Raw genomic sequence first — 18,808 nt, 5'->3', positions numbered from 1 at the left:
TTACAGCACCTCCGGCGCGAGCGAGATGATCTTCATGAACTTCTTCTCGCGCAGCTCACGACCGACCGGGCCGAAGATACGGGTGCCGCGAGGGTCGCCGTCGTTCTTCAGAATGACGGCGGCGTTCTCGTCGAAGCGGATGTACGAGCCGTCGGGACGGCGGCGCTCCTTGACGGTGCGAACGATGACGGCCTTGACGACGTCACCCTTCTTCACGTTGCCACCGGGGATCGCGTCCTTGACGGTGGCGACGATGACGTCACCGATGCCCGCGTAGCGGCGACCCGAGCCACCGAGAACACGAATGGTGAGAATTTCCTTCGCACCCGTGTTGTCGGCGATCCGAAGTCGCGACTCCTGCTGGATCACGTCTATCTCCTGTTTGTCTGCCGGTTCCCGGCGGGGGTCTTTTCCCTTGCGGGAACCGACCCCCACCGAGCCTGGCGGAACTGATCCGAGGGGAAATCCCCTCGGAAATTACTTGGCCTTCTCGAGGATCTCGACGATGCGCCAGCGCTTGGTCGCCGACAGCGGACGCGTCTCCATCAGGAGGACGCGGTCGCCGACGCCGGCAGCGTTCTGCTCGTCGTGCGCCTTGAGCTTGTTCGTACGGCGGATGACCTTGCCGTACAGCGCGTGCTTCACGCGGTCCTCGACAGCGACGACGACGGTCTTGTCCATCTTGTCGCTGACGACCAGACCCTCACGGGTCTTGCGGAATCCGCGGTCAGTCTTGGTCTCAGTCACGTTGCTCTCGCTCATCAGGCGCTCTCCACCGTCTCGATGCCCAGCTCGCGCTCACGCATCAGGGTGTAGATCCGCGCGATGTCCTTACGGACGGCCTTGAGCCGCCCGTGGTTCTCGAGCTGACCGGTCGCCGCCTGGAAGCGGAGGTTGAACAGCTCTTCCTTGGCTTCGCGAAGCTTCGCGAGAAGCTCCTCGTCGCCCAGTTCGCGCAGCTCGGACGCCTTGGTACCGGCCGACATCACGACTCACCTGCCTCGCGCCGAACAATCCGGCACTTCATCGGAAGCTTGTGAGCAGCGCGGGTAAGCGCCTCACGCGCAGTCTTCTCATTCGGGTAGGACAGCTCGAACATCACCCGTCCGGGCTTGACGTTCGCGACCCACCACTCGGGGGAACCCTTACCGGAACCCATGCGGGTCTCGGCGGGCTTCTTCGTCAGCGGGCGGTCCGGGTAAATGTTGATCCAGACCTTGCCGCCACGCTTGATGTGGCGGGTCATCGCGATACGAGCCGCCTCGATCTGGCGGTTGGTCACGTACGCCGGAGTGAGGGCCTGAATGCCGTACTCGCCGAACGCAACCTGCGTACCACCCTTGGACATACCGCTGCGCTTGGGGTGGTGCTGCTTGCGGTGCTTGACCCTACGAGGGATCAGCATGTCGGTCAGGCCTCCGTTCCGGTGCTCTCAGCCGGAGCGGCAGCTGCGGCGGGAGCGTCGGCCTTGGGGGCCTCGGCAGCCGGCGCGGACTGCTGCTGCGGCTTGCGGCCGCGGCCGCCACGCTCGCCACCACGGCCACCACGGGCCGGGCGGTCGTTGCCGCCACCACGGGCCGGGCGGTTACCCGCACGGGCCGCGGCGTTCTCGGCGCGGACCTCGGCGATGTTCTTGACGTCGCCCTTGTAGATCCAGACCTTCACGCCGATGCGGCCGAAGGTCGTCTTGGCCTCGAAGAAGCCGTAGTCGACGTTCGCACGGAGGGTGTGCAGGGGCACGCGGCCCTCGCGGTAGAACTCCGAGCGAGACATCTCGGCGCCGCCGAGACGGCCGCCACACTGGATCTTGATGCCCTTGGCGCCGGCCTTCATCGTCGACTGCATGCTCTTACGCATGGCGCGACGGAAGGAGACGCGGGAGGACAGCTGCTCTGCAACGGCCTGCGCGACCAGCTGAGCGTCGACCTCGGGGTTCTTGACCTCGAGGATGTTCAGCTGGACCTGCTTGCCCGTGAGCTTCTCGAGGTCGCCGCGGATGCGGTCGGCCTCGGCGCCACGGCGGCCGATGACGATGCCGGGACGCGCGGTGTGGATGTCCACCCGCACGCGGTCACGGGTGCGCTCGATCTCAACCTTCGAGATGCCGGCGCGCTCCATGCCGGACGTCATCATCCGACGGATGGCGACGTCTTCCTTGACGTAGTCCTTGTACAGCTTGTCGGCGTACCAACGCGACTTGAAGTCGGTGGTAATGCCGAGCCGGAACCCGTGCGGGTTTACCTTCTGGCCCATTACCGGGTTCCTTCCTTGCTGCTGACGACCACGGTGATGTGGCTGGTCCGCTTACGGATCCGGTAGGCGCGACCCTGTGCACGCGGACGGAACCGCTTCAGGGTCGGACCCTCATCCACGTACGCCTCGCTGATAACCAGCGAAGAGGCGTCACTGTGGTCGTAGTTGTGCGCGGCATTGGCAATGGCGCTGTCAAGCACCTTGCCTACCGGCACGCTCGCGGCCTGCGGGGCGAAACGCAGGACCGCCTGAGCCTCCGTGGCATCCATGCCACGGATGAGGTCCACCACTCGGCGGGCCTTCATGGGCGTGACGCGGATGTACCGCGCCTGGGCCCTGGCTTCCATGGTTGTCCCTTCGGTGTAAGTCATAGTCGTTCCACCCCGCGCTAGCGGCGCTTCGACTTCCGGTCGTCCTTGACGTGGCCGCGGAAGGTGCGAGTCGGCGAGAATTCACCGAGCTTGTGGCCGACCATCGCCTCGGTGACGAACACCGGGATGTGGGTCTTGCCGTTGTGCACCGCGATCGTGTGGCCCAGCATGGCCGGGACGATCATCGAGCGACGGGACCAGGTCTTGATGACGTTCTTGGAACCTGCTTCGTTCTGGACATCCACCTTCTTGATGAGGTGTCCGTCGACGAAGGGCCCCTTCTTGAGACTGCGCGGCATCTAAACCCGCTCCTAGCGCTTCTTGTTCGTCTTGCGGCGGCGGACGATGTACTTGTTGCTCGCCTTCTTCGGCGAACGAGTACGACCCTCCTTCTGACCCCAGGGCGAGACCGGGTGGCGACCACCGGAGGTCTTGCCCTCACCACCACCGTGCGGGTGGTCGACCGGGTTCATCGCCACACCGCGAACGGTCGGGCGAACGCCCAGCCAGCGCTTACGGCCGGCCTTGCCCCAGTTGATGTTCGACTGCTCGGCGTTGCCGACCTCGCCAATCGTGGCGCGGCAGCGGACGTCGACCAGACGGATCTCACCGGACGGCATACGAAGGTGGGCCATGGAGCCCTCCTTCGCCAGCAGCTGCACGGAGGCACCCGCGGAACGGGCGAACTTCGCGCCGCCGCCGGGCCGCAGCTCGATGGCGTGGATGGTCGTACCGACCGGGATGTTGCGGAGCGCCAGGTTGTTGCCCGGCTTGATGTCCGCGCCCGGTCCGTTCTCGACCCGGTCACCCTGCGACAGGTTGCGGGGGGCCAGGATGTAGCGCTTCTCGCCGTCCGCGTAGTGCAGGAGCGCGATGCGCGCGGTGCGGTTCGGGTCGTACTCGATGTGCGCGACCTTCGCCGGCACGCCGTCCTTGTCGTGACGACGGAAGTCGATCACTCGGTAGGCGCGCTTGTGTCCGCCACCCTGGTGGCGAACGGTCACACGACCGGCGTTGTTACGGCCGCCCTTGCTGTGCAGCGGGCGGACCAGCGACTTCTCCGGCGTGGACCGCGTGACCTCGACGAAGTCGGCGACGGAGGAGCCACGGCGGCCCGGCGTCGTCGGCTTGTACTTGCGGATTCCCATTTCTCAGTCCTCGTCCGATATTCGGACCAGGGCGCTCCGTTAGGAGGCCTGGCCGAAGATGTCGATACGGTCGCCCTCAGCGAGGGTCACGATGGCGCGCTTGGTGTCAGCCCGCTTGCCGAAACCGGTCTTGGTCCGCTTGCGCTTACCCTGCCGGTTGATCGTGTTGACCCCGGTGACCTTGACCGAGAAGACCGCCTCGACGGCCTGCTTGATCTGGGTCTTGTTGGCGCCGGGCGCTACGACGAAGGTGTACTTGCCCTCGTCGAGAAGCGCGTAGCTCTTCTCAGAGACGACCGGCTTGACGAGGACGTCACGGGGGTCCGTGAAGCTCTTGCTCAGCGGCGTCTCAACGGTGTTCTTGCCCTCGGTGGCGTGGCGCTTCGCCTTGGCGAGGCGCGCTGCCTTGGCGACCTTGGCCGCCTTGGGGGCGATGCTCGGGTGACGCGTAGCCATCAGGCTTCGCTCCCTTCGGTCTCATCGGCCTTGGGGCCAGACACGAAGGACTCGAAGGCGGCCTTGGTGAAGACCACGTCGTCCGAGACGAGCACGTCGTACGTGTTCAGCTGGCCCGGCTCCAGGATGTGCACCTGGGGCAGGTTGCGGGCGGAGAGCAGCGAAGTCTCGTCCGCACGGTCGATGACCAGGAGCACGTTCTTGCGCTCGCTGACCTTGCCGAGCAGCGTCTTCGCGGCCTTCGTGGAGATGTCGCCCTCGACCACGTTGGTGACAACGTGGATACGAGCGTTGCGGGCCCGGTCGGTGAGGGCGTGGCGCAGGGCCGCGGCCTTCATCTTCTTCGGGGTCCGCTGCGAGTAGTCACGCGGCTGCGGGCCGTGGACGACGCCACCGCCTGCGAACTGCGGCGCACGGGTCGAACCCTGGCGCGCGCGGCCGGTGCCCTTCTGGCGGTACGGCTTCTTACCACCACCGCGGACTTCACCGCGGCGCTTGGTCTTGTGCGTGCCCTGACGGGCAGCTGCCAGCTGAGCGACGACGACCTGGTGGAGAAGCGGGATGCTGATCTTCTCTACGTCGAAGATCTCCGCGGGGAGCTCGACCGTCCCGGCCTTGTCGCCTGCCGGCGAAAGGATGTCAATGGTGCTCATCGGTTCCTCAAACCCCCTTGGCCGCAGTACGGACCAGGACGAGGCCACCGTTCGGACCGGGGACTGCGCCCTTGATCAGGAGCAGGCCCTTCTCCGCGTCAACGGCGTGAACGGTCAGGTTCTGGGTGGTAACCCGCTCGTTGCCCATACGGCCCGCCATGCGGAGGCCCTTGAACACACGGCCCGGGGTGGCACAGCCACCGATGGAACCGGGAGAGCGGTGCTTGCGCTGGGTGCCGTGACCGGCGCCGAGTCCCTTGAAGTTGTGACGCTTCATGACACCGGCGAAGCCCTTGCCCTTGCTCTTGCCCGTGACGTCAACCTTGACGCCGGACTCGAACACCTCGGCAGTCACCTCCTGGCCCAGCGTGTACTCGCTGGCGTCAGGGGTGCGGATCTCCACCAGGTGGCGGCGGGGAGTTACGTCGGCCTTGGCGAAGTGACCCTTGAGGGGCTTGTTCACCTTGCGAGGGTCGATCTCGCCGAAGGCGATCTGGACCGACTCGTAGCCGTCGGAGTCATTCGTACGGACCTGGGTAACGACGCAGGGCCCGGCCTTGACGACGGTGACCGGGACGACACGGTTGTTCTCGTCCCAGACCTGGGTCATGCCGAGCTTCTCGCCCAGGACGCCCTTGATCTGCTTAGTCATCTGTCCGCGCCTCTCAGAGCTTGATCTCGATGTCGACGCCGGCCGGAAGGTCCAGGCGCATCAACGAGTCAACGGTCTTGGGCGTCGGGTCGAGGATGTCGATCAGGCGCTTGTGCGTGCGCATCTCGAAGTGCTCGCGCGAGTCCTTGTACTTGTGCGGCGACTTGATGACGCAGTACACGTTCTTCTCAGTGGGCAGCGGCACCGGGCCTGCGACCGACGCACCAGTGCGAGTCACCGTCTCGACGATCTTCTTCGCCGAAGAGTCGATGACCTCGTGGTCGTAGGCCTTGAGCCGGATGCGGATCTTCTGTCCCGCCATGGCTACTTGGTAGTCCTTTGTCTCGAACGCTCTGGCTCCCGGAAGGCCCTTTTTTCTACTTCCTCCGACCCACGCGGTCGGGCGTGTCGCAGTCCCGCTCACGGAGATTTCCCGAAGGATTTCCCTGCTAGGGGCTGCGGCCCAGATGACCGCGGGTCCGGGGGAAGAAACCCACCGGGCGCCTGGCCGAGCCTCCGCGCTGCACTTCCCGAAAGATTCCCGTACGTCCGCTCCAGTGCTGCCTTACGGCAGATGGGGCGACGAGTACTGTGGGACTCGCTTCCGGTCCTCCCGGCGGGAGGCGCGCAGCATCGGCACTCAACCGAGCAACCTGGACAGTGTGCCACACGTAGGACGCCGAAAGCCAATCGGGCCGAACTGTCAAGCTGCCACGACCGTCATTCACCCACGCAAAGAGCCCCGCACACCCAGAAGGCGTGCGGGGCTCTTCGCTGCGCTCAGTTCAGAGCGACCGGGTTACCCCGATCTTCAAGCAAGCGGAGCTTACTTGTTGATCTTGGTGACCTGGCCGGCGCCGACGGTCCGGCCACCCTCACGGATGGCGAACTTCAGGCCCTCTTCCATCGCGACGGGCTGGATGAGCTCAACGGTCATCTCAGTGTTGTCGCCCGGCATGACCATCTCGGTGCCCTCGGGGAGGGTCACGACGCCGGTCACGTCCGTGGTGCGGAAGTAGAACTGCGGGCGGTAGTTGTTGAAGAAGGGGGTGTGACGGCCACCCTCGTCCTTCGACAGGATGTAGGCCTGGGCCTCGAACTCGGTGTGCGGCGTGACCGAACCGGGCTTGATGATGACCTGGCCGCGCTCGACGTCCTCGCGCTTGATGCCACGGAGGAGCAGACCGACGTTCTCACCGGCCTGGCCCTCGTCGAGCAGCTTGCGGAACATCTCGATACCGGTGACCGTGGTGGTGGTCTTCTCGGTCTTGATGCCGATGATGTCGACGGTCTCGTTGACCTTGAGGATGCCGCGCTCGATACGACCGGTGACGACGGTGCCACGACCGGTGATCGTGAAGACGTCCTCGATCGGCATCAGGAACGGCTTGTCGACGTCACGCTCGGGCTCCGGGATGGACTCGTCGACAGCCTTCATCAGGTTGAGGACGGACTCACCCCACTCCTTGTCGCCCTCGAGCGCCTTGAGCGCCGAGACCTTGACGACCGGGAGGTCGTCGCCCGGGAACTCGTACTCGGAGAGGAGCTCACGGACCTCGAGCTCGACGAGCTCCAGGATCTCCTCGTCGTCCACCATGTCGGCCTTGTTCAGCGCGACGACGATGTACGGAACGCCGACCTGGCGGGCCAGGAGCACGTGCTCCTTGGTCTGCGGCATCGGGCCGTCGGTGGCGGCGACCACGAGGATGGCGCCGTCCATCTGCGCGGCACCCGTGATCATGTTCTTGATGTAGTCAGCGTGACCCGGGCAGTCGACGTGCGCGTAGTGACGCGTCTCCGTCTGGTACTCGACGTGCGCGATCGAGATCGTGATACCGCGCTGGCGCTCCTCGGGAGCCTTGTCGATCTGGTCGAAGGCCGAGGCCTCGTTCAGGTCCGGGTACGCGTCGTGCAGCACCTTGGTAATGGCGGCCGTGAGGGTCGTCTTACCGTGGTCAATGTGACCGATGGTGCCGATGTTGACGTGCGGCTTAGTCCGCTCGAACTTTGCCTTCGCCACTGAATCCTCCTGCGGAGTGGTTCTGTACGCCTTGCTTCATCGGCGCCAGGTGATCTTTGCTGGGATACCCGGGGCCCGGGGCACCCGACCCGAAGAGGGTCGGAATGCCCCGGAGGCTCCGGAGTCAAGCCTAAAGCGTCAACTCGGGTGAGTTACTCGCCCTTGGCCTTCGCGATGATCTCCTCGGCGACGTTCCGCGGAACCTCGGCGTAGGAGTCGAACTGCATTGAGTAGCTTGCGCGACCCGACGTCTTGCTGCGGAGGTCTCCGACGTAGCCGAACATCTCCGAGAGGGGCACGAGGCCCTTCACGACGCGAGCGCCGCTGCGCTCCTCCATGGCCTGGATCTGGCCACGGCGGGAGTTGATGTCACCGATGACATCGCCCATGTAGTCCTCGGGCGTGGTGACCTCTACGGCCATCATCGGCTCGAGCAGCACGGGCTTTGCCTGGCGCGCGGCCTCCTTGAAGGCCTGCGAACCGGCGATCTTGAACGCCAGCTCGGAGGAGTCGACCTCGTGGTAGGCGCCGTCGAGAAGCGTGATGCGAACACCAGTCATCTCGTAGCCCGCCAGGATGCCGAACTGCATGGCCTCCTGCGCACCGGCGTCCACCGACGGGATGTACTCCCGCGGGATACGGCCACCGGTGACCTTGTTCACGAACTCGTACGACGCCTCGCCGCCCTCGATGGGCTCGATCGCGATCTGCACCTTGGCGAACTGACCGGTACCACCGGTCTGCTTCTTGTGGGTGTAGTCCACGCGCTCGACGGCCCGACGGATCGTCTCGCGGTACGCGACCTGGGGCTTGCCGACGTTCGCCTCGACGCGGAATTCGCGCTTCATGCGGTCGACGAGCACCTCGAGGTGAAGCTCGCCCATACCACCGATGATGGTCTGGCCGGTCTCCTCGTCCGAGTGCACCTGGAAGGAGGGGTCCTCCTCCGAGAGACGCTGGATGGCTACACCCAGCTTCTCCTGGTCACCCTTGGACTTCGGCTCGATGGCGACCTGAATGACCGGCGCCGGGAAGTCCATGGACTCCAGGATGACCGGCTTCTTGTCGTCACACAGCGTCTCACCGGTGGTGGTCTGCTTCAGGCCCATGACGGCGACGATGTCACCGGCGCCCACCGACGCGATCTCCTCACGCTTGTTCGCGTGCATGCGGTAGATCTTGCCGATGCGCTCCTTCTTGCCCTTGACGGAGTTCAGCACCGCAGTGCCGGCCTCCAGGCGACCGGAGTAGATCCGGACGAAGGTGAGCTTGCCGAGGTGCGGGTCGCTCGCGATCTTGAACGCGAGAGCCGAGAGCGGCTCCTCGTCAGAAGGCTTGCGCTTGACGACGACCTCGGGGTCCTTGACGTCGTGGCCCTCGATGGCCTCGACGTCCAGGGGGGAAGGCAGGTAACGCACGACCGCGTCGAGCAGGGGCTGGACGCCCTTGTTCTTGAACGCGGTGCCGCAGAACACGGGGGTGACGGTGGTGTCGCCGCCCTTGCCGGAGGCGATGGTGACGCGGCGAATGGCCTCGTACAGCTGCTCCTCGGTGGGCTCCTGGCCCTCGAGGTACAGCTCCATCATCTGCTCGTCGTTCTCCGCGACGGCCTCGAGCAGCTTGCCGCGCCACTCGTCAGCAGCCTCGACGTGCGTCGCCGGGATGTCGACGATGTCGTACGCCTCGCCCATCTTGGTCTCTGCGGACCAGACGAAGGCCTTCATCGTGACGAGGTCGACGACACCCTTGAAGTCAGCCTCTGCGCCGATGGGCAGCTGCATGACGATGGGGGTCGCACCGAGGCGGTCGATGATCATGTCGACGCAGCGGTGGAACTCGGCACCCGTACGGTCGAGCTTGTTGACGAAGCAGATGCGCGGCACGCCGTAGCGGTCCGCCTGACGCCACACGGTCTCGGACTGGGGCTCAACACCGGCGACGCCGTCGAACACGGTCACGGCACCGTCGAGCACACGGAGCGAACGCTCTACCTCGACGGTGAAGTCGACGTGGCCCGGGGTGTCGATGATGTTGATCGTGTGATCGACGTCGTTCAGCGGCCAGTGACAGGTGGTGGCAGCAGAGGTGATCGTGATGCCACGCTCCTGCTCCTGCTCCATCCAGTCCATGGTGGCGGCACCGTCGTGGACCTCACCGATCTTGTACGAGACACCGGTGTAGAACAGGATCCGCTCGGTGGTCGTCGTCTTGCCCGCGTCGATGTGGGCCATGATGCCGATGTTGCGCACCTTGGCCAGGTCAAGTGAAGTGGTAGCCATATCGGCTCAGTCTTCTCTCGGTCTCGATGTGGGTAGCGACTACCAGCGGTAGTGCGCGAAGGCCTTGTTGGACTCGGCCATCTTGTGGGTGTCCTCACGCTTCTTCACAGCGGCACCAAGGCCGTTGGAGGCGTCGAGGAGCTCGTTGAGGAGACGCTCGGTCATCGTCTTCTCGCGACGGGCGCGGGAGTAACCGACCAGCCAGCGCAGGGCCAGCGTGTTGGCGCGACCGGGCTTGACCTCGATCGGAACCTGGTAGGTCGCACCACCGACGCGGCGGGACTTGACCTCGAGGGTCGGCTTGATGTTCTCGAGCGCGCGCTTGAGCGTGATGACCGGGTCGTTGCCGGTCTTCTCGCGCAGGCCCTCCATGGCGCCGTACACGATGCGCTCGGCGGTGGAGCGCTTGCCGTTCAGCAGCACCTTGTTGATGAGGGAGGTCACCAGAGGAGAACCATAGACCGGGTCGATGATGACCGGGCGCTTCGGGGCGGGGCCCTTACGAGGCATTTCTACTTCTCCTTCTTGGCGCCGTAGCGGCTGCGGGCCTGCTTGCGGTTCTTGACACCCTGGGTGTCAAGGGAGCCGCGGATGATCTTGTAACGAACACCCGGCAGGTCCTTCACACGGCCACCACGCACGAGCACGATGGAGTGCTCCTGCAGGTTGTGTCCCTCACCCGGAATGTAGGCCGTAACCTCGATCCCGGAGGTCAGACGCACACGCGCGACCTTACGGAGGGCCGAGTTCGGCTTCTTCGGGGTGGTCGTGAACACACGCGTGCAGACGCCGCGGCGCTGGGGCGAACCCTCAAGTGCGGGCGTCTTGTTCTTCTCGACCTTGTCCTGCCGGCCCTTCCGGACCAGCTGCTGGATCGTAGGCACTACTTCTCCGGTTTCTGTGTGCCGAATAGTAAAGCTAACCTGAAACATCGCCGACCCACGCGGTCGGGTGTGTCGAATACTGCAGACTCCGGCCGCAAGGCGGAAAGAGGCGCAGATTGCGGTGGCCGTTCTCGGACTCGCGATGCGGCTGAAGACACGCGCGCGAGCCCAGGCACACCCCAGGCACAAGGTCTGAGCGTACCTACCTCATCGGGGTTGGTCAAAACAAATGCGATGGGCCCCGACACGCCGGGCATCTGGCCGGATCAGGGACACCGCGAATTCCTTGATCGATTGTCGCTGAGCGGACCGCTCCCCCACGCGCATGAGCCATGGACCTGCGGGGTCGGGGACAGCGCCCCCGGGCCCGGAGAGGCCCTCCCAGCCCGCAGAGACGCCCCTGGAAGGGCTCCGCGGCCCCTGGAAACGCCGAAGGGCGCCCACCCCGTACGAGACGGGGTGGGCGCCCTTCGGTTCAACTCAAGCGACTAGCTGACCACGCCTACTGGTTGTAGGGCCCGTAGTCGTAGTCCTCCAGCGGAACAGCCTGGCCGGAGCCCGTGCCGAAGGGCGAGTAGTCGATGTCGTCGTAACCGACGGCCGAGTACATCGCTGCCTTGGCTTCCTCGGTCGGCTCCACCCGGATGTTGCGGTAGCGGGAGAGACCCGTACCGGCCGGGATGAGCTTACCGATGATGACGTTCTCCTTGAGGCCGATCAGGGAGTCGGACTTGGCGTTGATCGCCGCGTCCGTCAGGACCCTGGTCGTCTCCTGGAAGGAGGCTGCGGACAGCCACGACTCCGTCGCCAGCGAGGCCTTGGTGATACCCATCAGCTGCGGACGGCCGGAGGCCGGGTGGCCGCCTTCCGTGACCACACGACGGTTCTCGGTCTCGAACTTCGAACGCTCGACGAGCTCGCCCGGCAGCAGCTCCGCGTCGCCGGACTCGATGATCGTCACGCGGCGCAGCATCTGCCGGATGATGATCTCGATGTGCTTGTCGTGGATCGACACGCCCTGGCTGTTGTAGACCTTCTGGACTTCGCCGACCAGGTGGACCTGGACCGCGCGCTGACCGAGGATCCGCAGCACGTCGTGCGGGTTGGTGGCACCGAAGGTGAGCTTCTGGCCCACCTCGACGTGGTCACCCTCACGCACGAGGACCTTGGCGCGCTTCGAGATCGGGAAGGGAGTCTCGTCGCTGCCGTCGTCCGGCGTGACGACGATCTTCTTGGTCTTCTCGGTCTCTTCGATACGGATGCGGCCTGCCGCCTCCGAGATCGGGGCGACACCCTTGGGCGTACGAGCCTCGAAGAGCTCGACGACACGGGGCAGACCCTGGGTGATGTCGTCACCGGCCACACCACCGGTGTGGAACGTACGCATCGTCAGCTGCGTGCCGGGCTCACCGATGGACTGGGCGGCGATGATGCCGACCGCCTCACCGATGTCGACCAGCTTGCCGGTGGCGAGCGAACGGCCGTAGCAGAAGGCACAGGTGCCGACCGCGGACTCGCAGGTCAGGACCGAACGGGTCTTGACCTCCTCGACGCCGTTGGCGACCAGGGCGTCGATCAGGACGTCACCGAGGTCGACGTTGGCCGGCGCGATGACCTTGCCGTCGATGACGACGTCCTCGGCCAGCATGCGGGCGTACACCGAGGTCTCGACGTTCTCCGTCTTGCGGAGCACACCGTCCTCGCCCTTGACCGCGATCTTCAGCTTCAGACCGCGCTCGGTGCCACAGTCCTCCTCGCGAATGATGACGTCCTGAGAGACGTCGACCAGACGACGGGTGAGGTAACCGGAGTCGGCGGTACGAAGAGCCGTGTCCGCAAGACCCTTACGAGCACCGTGAGTCGAGATGAAGTACTCCAGCACCGACAAGCCCTCACGGAAGGAGGCCTTAATCGGGCGCGGGATCGTCTCGTTCTTGGCGTTCGACACCAGACCACGCATACCGGCGATCTGACGCATCTGCATCATGTTTCCTCGGGCACCCGAGTCAACCATCATGAAGATGGGGTTCGTCTTGGGGAAGTTCGCGTTCATCGCCTCGGCAACCTCGTTGGTCGCCTTGGTCCAGATCGCGATGAGCTCCTGCGTGCGCTCGTCCTTGGTGATCAGACCGCGCTCGTACTGCTTCTGGACCTTCTCGTCCTGCGCCTCGTAGCCCGCGACGATCGCCTTCTTGGCCTCGGGGACCACGACGTCGGAGATGGCCACGGTGACACCGGAGCGGGTCGCCCAGAAGAAGCCGGACGCCTTCAGGTTGTCGAGCGTCGCCGCCACGATGACCTTGGGGTAGCGCTCGGCCAGGTCGTTGACGATCTCGGAGAGCTGCTTCTTGCCCACCGAGTAGTCGACGAACGGGTAGTCCTCGGGCAGCAGCTCGTTGAAGAGCGCGCGGCCCAGGGTCGTACGCAGCCGGAAGCTGTCGCCCTGCTGGTACTCCTGCTCGCCCTCTTCGACGGCCGGCGGGGTCCAGCCGCGCGGCGGGATGGTGCCCACCGGGAAGCGGATGTCGACCTTCGCCTGGAGCGAGAGCTCCTTGGCGTCGAACGCCATGATCGCCTCGGCCGTGGAGCCGAAGGACCGGCCCTCGCCGATGACCTTGCGCTCTTCCTCGTCGGTCGTGAGGAAGAAGAGTCCGAGCACCATGTCCTGGGTCGGCATGGTGACGGGACGACCGTCGGCCGGCTTCAGGATGTTGTTCGAGGACAGCATCAGGATGCGGGCCTCGGCCTGCGCCTCTGCCGAAAGCGGCAGGTGCACGGCCATCTGGTCACCGTCGAAGTCCGCGTTGAACGCGGTGCAGACGAGCGGGTGGATCTGGATGGCCTTGCCCTCGACCAGCTGCGGCTCGAAGGCCTGGATGCCGAGGCGGTGCAGCGTCGGCGCACGGTTCAGCAGAACCGGGTGCTCGGCGATGACCTCTTCCAGGACGTCGTACACGACCGTGCGGCCGCGCTCGACCATGCGCTTGGCCGACTTGATGTTCTGCGCGTGGTTCAGGTCGACCAGGCGCTTCATCACGAACGGCTTGAAGAGCTCCAGCGCCATGGCCTTGGGCAGACCGCACTGGTGCAGCTTCAGCTGCGGGCCGACGACGATCACGGAACGCGCGGAGTAGTCCACACGCTTACCGAGAAGGTTCTGACGGAATCGACCCTGCTTGCCCTTGAGCATGTCGCTCAGGGACTTCAGCGGGCGGTTACCGGGACCGGTGACCGGGCGACCACGACGACCGTTGTCGAAGAGGGCGTCCACGGCCTCCTGGAGCATGCGCTTCTCGTTGTTCACGATGATCTCGGGAGCACCGAGGTCGAGAAGCCGCTTCAGGCGGTTGTTGCGGTTGATGACGCGGCGGTACAGGTCGTTCAGGTCGGAGGTCGCGAAGCGGCCACCGTCCAGCTGCACCATCGGACGCAGGTCCGGCGGGATGACCGGCACGCAGTCGAGCACCATGCCCTTGGGGCTGTTGCTGGTCTGCAGGAACGCGGAGACGACCTTGAGGCGCTTGAGCGCACGGGTCTTCTTCTGGCCCTTGCCGGTACGGATGATCTCGCGAAGCCGCTCGGCTTCCTCATCCAGGTCGAACGACTCAAGGCGCTTCTGCAGGGCAGCGGCACCCATCGAACCGTCGAAGTACGTGCCGAAGCGGTCACGCAGCTCGCGGTAGAGCAGCTCGTCACCCTCCAGGTCCTGGACCTTGAGGTTCTTGAAGCGGTTCCAGACCTCGTCGAGACGGTCGATCTCGCGCTGCGCACGGTCGCGCAGCTGCTTCATCTCCCGCTCGGCACCTTCGCGCACCTTGCGGCGCACGTCGGCCTTGGCGCCCTCGGCCTCGAGCTCGGCCAGGTCGGTCTCGAGCTTCTTGGCGCGGGCCTCCAGGTCGGAGTCGCGACGGTTCTCGACCTGCTGACGCTCCACGGAGACGTGCGCCTCCAGGGAGGGCAGGTCACGCGTACGGCGCTCCTCGTCCACGAACGTGATCATGTACGCCGCGAAGTAGATGACCTTTTCGAGGTCCTTCGGGGCGAGATCAAGCAGGTAACCGAGGCGCGACGGGACGCCCTTGAAGTACCAGATGTGCGTGACAGGCGCGGCCAGCTCAATGTGGCCCATCCGCTCACGACGCACCTTGGCGCGAGTTACCTCGACGCCACAGCGCTCGCAGATGATGCCCTTGAAGCGGACACGCTTGTACTTACCGCAGTAGCACTCCCAGTCCCGGGTCGGACCGAAGATCTTCTCGCAGAAGAGTCCGTCCTTCTCGGGCTTGAGCGTGCGGTAGTTGATGGTCTCCGGCTTCTTGACCTCGCCGTGGGACCACTGTCGGATGTCGTCCGCGGTGGCAAGGCCGATCCGCAGCTCGTCGAAGAAGTTGACGTCGAGCACTTTGTCGTCAATCCCTCTTTCGGGGTCGAGTCTCAATCATGGTCTGAACGGGTCCGGGGAGAGCCGGCCGGATACGAGATCCGGCCGGCCAACCCGTCAGACCTCTTCGACGCTGCTCGGCTCGCGCCGGGACAGGTCGATACCGAGCTCTTCCGCCGCGCGGAAGACGTCCTCGTCGGTGTCGCGCATCTCGATGGACATGCCGTCCGAGGACAGCACCTCCACGTTGAGGCAGAGCGACTGCATTTCCTTGATGAGCACCTTGAAGGACTCGGGAATGCCGGGCTCGGGGATGTTCTCGCCCTTGACGATGGCCTCGTAGACCTTCACGCGGCCGGTCACGTCGTCGGACTTGATCGTCAGCAGCTCCTGGAGGGCGTAAGCGGCGCCATAAGCCTCAAGCGCCCACACCTCCATCTCACCGAAGCGCTGACCACCGAACTGAGCCTTACCACCCAGCGGCTGCTGGGTGATCATGGAGTACGGACCGGTCGAGCGAGCGTGGAGCTTGTCGTCGACCAGGTGGTGCAGCTTGAGGATGTACATGTACCCGATCGAGATCGGGTCCGGGAACGGCTCGCCGGAGCGTCCGTCGAACAGCCGCGCCTTGCCGGACGGCAGGACCATGCGGTCGCCGTCGCGGTTCGGGACGGTGTGCTCGAGCAGACCGGTCAGCTCGTCCTCGCGGGCGCCGTCGAAGACCGGGGTCGCGACGTTCGTCCGCGGGGCGACCTGGTCGGCGCCGATGCGCTGCAGGCTCTGCGCCCACTCCTCGCTGAGACCGGAGACGTCCCAGCCCTGGCTGGCGAGCCAGCCGAGGTGGATCTCCAGGACCTGACCCGGGTTCATTCGGGACGGGACACCCAGCGGGTTGAGGATGATGTCGACCGGCGTGCCGTCCTCAAGGAAGGGCATGTCCTCGATCGGAAGGATCTTGGAGATGACACCCTTGTTGCCGTGCCGGCCGGCGAGCTTGTCGCCGTCCGTGATCTTGCGCTTCTGCGCCACGTAGACACGAACCAGCTGGTTCACGCCCGGCGGCAGCTCGTCGCCCTCTTCACGGTCGAAGACGCGTACGCCGATGACCTTGCCGATCTCACCGTGCGGCACCTTCAGCGAGGTGTCGCGCACCTCGCGCGCCTTCTCACCGAAGATCGCGCGGAGCAGGCGCTCCTCGGGGGTCAGCTCGGTCTCACCCTTGGGCGTGACCTTGCCGACGAGGATGTCGCCGGCGACGACCTCGGCACCGATCCGGATGATGCCGCGCTCGTCGAGGTCGGCGAGGACCTCCTCGGAGACGTTCGGGATGTCCCGGGTGATCTCCTCCGGGCCCAGCTTGGTGTCACGGGCGTCGACCTCGTGCTCCTCGATGTGGATCGAGGAGAGGACGTCGTCCTGCACGAGGCGCTGCGACAGGATGATCGCGTCCTCGTAGTTGTGACCCTCCCAGGGCATGAACGCCACGAGCAGGTTCTTGCCGAGGGCCATCTCGCCCTCTTCGGTCGCGGGACCGTCGGCCAGGACCTGGCCCTCGATCACGCGGGCGCCCTCGTCGACGACAACCTTCTGGTTGACCGAGGTGCCCTGGTTCGACCGGGAGAACTTCGCGATGCGGTACGTGGTGTACGTGCCGTCGTCGTTCGTGACCGTGACGTAGTCCGCGGAGACCTCCTGGACCACACCCGCCTTCTCGGCCTTGATCACGTCACCGGCGTCGACCGCACAGCGGTACTCCATGCCGGTGCCGACGAGGGGAGCCTCGGCGGTGATCAGCGGCACGGCCTGACGCATCATGTTCGCGCCCATGAGGGCACGGTTGGCGTCGTCGTGCTCGAGGAACGGGATCATCGCGGTCGCGACCGACACCATCTGGCGCGGCGAGACGTCCATGTAGTCGACGTCGTCGCCGGGGATGTAGTCGATCTCGCCGCCACGACGGCGGACCAGGACGCGCGACTCGGTGAAGCGCATGTCCTCACCCAGCACGGCGTTGGCCTGGGCGATCACGAAGCGGTCTTCTTCATCGGCCGTCAGGTAGTCGACGTCGTCGGTGACGACGCCCTCGACGACCTTGCGGTACGGCGTCTCGACGAAGCCGAACGCGTTGACGCGGCCGTACGAGGCGAGCGAACCGATCAGACCGATGTTCGGGCCTTCAGGCGTCTCAATGGGGCACATGCGGCCGTAGTGAGACGGGTGCACGTCACGGACCTCGAAGCCGGCCCGCTCACGGGAGAGACCACCCGGGCCAAGCGCCGACAGACGGCGCTTGTGGGTGAGACCCGACAGCGGGTTGTTCTGGTCCATGAACTGCGACAGCTGGCTGGTGCCGAAGAACTCCTTGATGGAGGCGACGACCGGCCGGATGTTGATCAGGGTCTGCGGCGTGATCGCCTCGACGTCCTGGGTCGTCATGCGCTCACGCACGACGCGCTCCATACGAGCCAGACCCGTGCGGACCTGGTTCTGGATGAGCTCGCCGACGTTGCGCAGACGACGGTTGCCGAAGTGGTCGATGTCGTCGGTCTCGACGACGATCGACGTACCGCTGTCACCAACGGTCTCGGTCTCACCGGCGTGCAGCTTCACCAGGTACTTGATCGAGGCGATGATGTCCTCGACCGTGAGGATGCCCGCGTCGAGCGGAGCGTCCGCACCCAGCTTCTTGTTGACCTTGTAGCGGCCGACCTTCGCGAGGTCGTAGCGCTTGGGGTTGAAGTAGAGGTTCTCAAGCAGCGTCTGAGCAGCCTCGCGCGTCGGCGGCTCGCCCGGACGGAGCTTGCGGTAGATGTCGAGCAGCGCGTCGTCCTGGCCCTGGGTGTGGTCCTTCTCCAGGGTGGCGCGCATGGACTCGTACTCGCCGAACTCCTCGAGGATCTGCTCGGTCGTCCAACCGAGAGCCTTGAGCAGAACGGTGACCGACTGCTTGCGCTTGCGGTCGATGCGCACACCGACCATGTCGCGCTTGTCGATCTCCATCTCCAGCCAGGCACCCCGGGACGGGATGATCTTGGCGGAGAAGATGTCCTTGTCGGACGTCTTGTCGATCGAGGAATCGAAGTAGACACCCGGCGAACGGACCAGCTGCGACACGACGACACGCTCGGTGCCGTTGATGACGAAGGTGCCCTTGTTCGTCATGAGCGGGAAATCGCCCATGAAGACCGTCTGGGACTTGATCTCGCCGGTCTCGTTGTTGGTGAACTCGGCGGTGACGAAGAGCGGGGCTGCGAACGTGAAGTCGCGCTCCTTGCACTCGTCGATGGAGTTCTTCGGAGGCTCAAAACGGTGGTCGCGGAACGTCAAGGACATCGACCCAGAGAAGTCCTCGATCGGAGAGATCTCCTCGAAGATCTCCTCCAGACCGGACTTGGTGGGGACGTCCTGTCCACTGTCGAGAGCCGCCTCGACTCGACCCTTCCACGCTTCATTCCCGAGCAGCCAGTCAAAGCTCTCGGTCTGCAGCGCAAGAAGGTTCGGAACCTCGAGGGGCTCCCTGATCTTTGCAAAGGAGATGCGCAGCGGGGCGGTGCTGGCGCCGTTGTTCGTATTCGCGGTCGAGGCAGTGCGCGAGGCGGCCAAGAGGGGGTCCTTCCGAGGGCTCGGACTCACTACGCGCGTACCGGTCCCAGGTTGGACACAGAGACAGAAATCCCCGGTCAGGGAAGTTTCGATCCACAGTGCTCAAGC

At 65.2% G+C, this 18,808-nt stretch carries 18 protein-coding genes; all 18 read right to left on the bottom strand.

What is annotated here, in order from left to right; genetic code table 11:
* The 18 genes from rplN to rpoB all read right to left on the bottom strand — a co-directional run bounded on the left by rplN (position 1) and on the right by rpoB (position 18,700).
* The gene (gene rplN, locus ACZ6ZP_RS39200) at positions 1–369 is read right to left on the bottom strand and encodes a 50S ribosomal protein L14 (protein WP_073768975.1); all 369 of its coding nucleotides are present in this window, start codon (positions 367–369) and stop codon (positions 1–3) included.
* A gap of 108 nt (positions 370–477) precedes the next feature.
* A complete protein-coding gene (rpsQ, locus tag ACZ6ZP_RS39195; RefSeq protein ID WP_055564830.1) occupies positions 478–762 on the bottom strand; it encodes a 30S ribosomal protein S17 in 285 nt (94 codons plus the stop codon).
* The gene (rpmC, locus tag ACZ6ZP_RS39190) at positions 762–986 is read right to left on the bottom strand and encodes a 50S ribosomal protein L29 (RefSeq protein ID WP_003998824.1); all 225 of its coding nucleotides are present in this window, start codon (positions 984–986) and stop codon (positions 762–764) included. Before rpmC ends, rpsQ begins: the two co-directional genes overlap by 1 nt.
* Positions 986–1,405: a 50S ribosomal protein L16 gene (rplP, locus tag ACZ6ZP_RS39185; protein ID WP_135332557.1), complete on the bottom strand. Its 420-nt coding sequence runs from the start codon at positions 1,403–1,405 to the stop codon at positions 986–988. Before rplP ends, rpmC begins: the two co-directional genes overlap by 1 nt.
* Positions 1,406–1,410: 5 nt before the next feature.
* Complete coding sequence (gene rpsC / locus ACZ6ZP_RS39180) at positions 1,411–2,253, bottom strand: 30S ribosomal protein S3 (protein ID WP_160506663.1); 843 nt, start codon at positions 2,251–2,253, stop codon at positions 1,411–1,413.
* Entirely contained in the window at positions 2,253–2,600 is a 348-nt protein-coding gene (gene rplV / locus ACZ6ZP_RS39175) for a 50S ribosomal protein L22 (protein WP_016645177.1), read from the bottom strand. The genes rpsC and rplV overlap by 1 nt, the downstream gene beginning before the upstream one ends.
* Before the next feature lie 41 nt (positions 2,601–2,641).
* Positions 2,642–2,923, bottom strand: coding sequence for a 30S ribosomal protein S19 (rpsS, locus tag ACZ6ZP_RS39170; protein WP_160506662.1), 282 nt, complete (start codon positions 2,921–2,923; stop codon positions 2,642–2,644).
* A 12-nt stretch (positions 2,924–2,935) separates the two neighbouring features.
* Positions 2,936–3,772, bottom strand: coding sequence for a 50S ribosomal protein L2 (gene rplB, locus ACZ6ZP_RS39165; RefSeq protein WP_160506661.1), 837 nt, complete (start codon positions 3,770–3,772; stop codon positions 2,936–2,938).
* Between the two features lie 39 nt (positions 3,773–3,811).
* Positions 3,812–4,228 (bottom strand): 50S ribosomal protein L23, encoded by a 417-nt coding sequence (gene rplW / locus ACZ6ZP_RS39160; RefSeq protein ID WP_351170411.1) that lies wholly within the window; start codon positions 4,226–4,228, stop codon positions 3,812–3,814.
* Entirely contained in the window at positions 4,228–4,881 is a 654-nt protein-coding gene (rplD, locus tag ACZ6ZP_RS39155) for a 50S ribosomal protein L4 (protein ID WP_160506659.1), read from the bottom strand. The genes rplW and rplD overlap by 1 nt, the downstream gene beginning before the upstream one ends.
* A gap of 7 nt (positions 4,882–4,888) precedes the next feature.
* Positions 4,889–5,533, bottom strand: coding sequence for a 50S ribosomal protein L3 (gene rplC, locus ACZ6ZP_RS39150; RefSeq protein ID WP_160506658.1), 645 nt, complete (start codon positions 5,531–5,533; stop codon positions 4,889–4,891).
* A gap of 13 nt (positions 5,534–5,546) precedes the next feature.
* Positions 5,547–5,855 carry a 30S ribosomal protein S10 gene (rpsJ, locus tag ACZ6ZP_RS39145; protein WP_003948644.1) on the bottom strand — a complete coding sequence of 103 codons (309 nt, stop codon included), beginning with the start codon at positions 5,853–5,855 and terminating at the stop codon, positions 5,547–5,549.
* Between the two features lie 504 nt (positions 5,856–6,359).
* Positions 6,360–7,553: an elongation factor Tu gene (gene tuf / locus ACZ6ZP_RS39140; protein ID WP_351170407.1), complete on the bottom strand. Its 1,194-nt coding sequence runs from the start codon at positions 7,551–7,553 to the stop codon at positions 6,360–6,362.
* Positions 7,554–7,705: 152 nt separating this feature from the next.
* Entirely contained in the window at positions 7,706–9,832 is a 2,127-nt protein-coding gene (gene fusA, locus ACZ6ZP_RS39135; protein ID WP_351170404.1) for an elongation factor G, read from the bottom strand.
* A gap of 39 nt (positions 9,833–9,871) precedes the next feature.
* Entirely contained in the window at positions 9,872–10,342 is a 471-nt protein-coding gene (gene rpsG, locus ACZ6ZP_RS39130; protein WP_003974303.1) for a 30S ribosomal protein S7, read from the bottom strand.
* Positions 10,343–10,344: 2 nt separating this feature from the next.
* Positions 10,345–10,716 (bottom strand): 30S ribosomal protein S12, encoded by a 372-nt coding sequence (gene rpsL / locus ACZ6ZP_RS39125; protein ID WP_003948652.1) that lies wholly within the window; start codon positions 10,714–10,716, stop codon positions 10,345–10,347.
* Positions 10,717–11,218: 502 nt separating this feature from the next.
* A complete protein-coding gene (locus ACZ6ZP_RS39120; RefSeq protein ID WP_351170401.1) occupies positions 11,219–15,118 on the bottom strand; it encodes a DNA-directed RNA polymerase subunit beta' in 3,900 nt (1,299 codons plus the stop codon).
* Between the two features lie 96 nt (positions 15,119–15,214).
* A complete protein-coding gene (gene rpoB / locus ACZ6ZP_RS39115) occupies positions 15,215–18,700 on the bottom strand; it encodes a DNA-directed RNA polymerase subunit beta (RefSeq protein ID WP_351170398.1) in 3,486 nt (1,161 codons plus the stop codon).
* Between the last annotated feature and the right edge of the window lie 108 nt (positions 18,701–18,808).

It is taken from the genome of Streptomyces sp. NPDC054047 (genome assembly GCF_055585065.1).
Note: the sequence above shows the minus strand (reverse complement) of the source record. Positions and strands in the feature narration are given on the sequence as shown.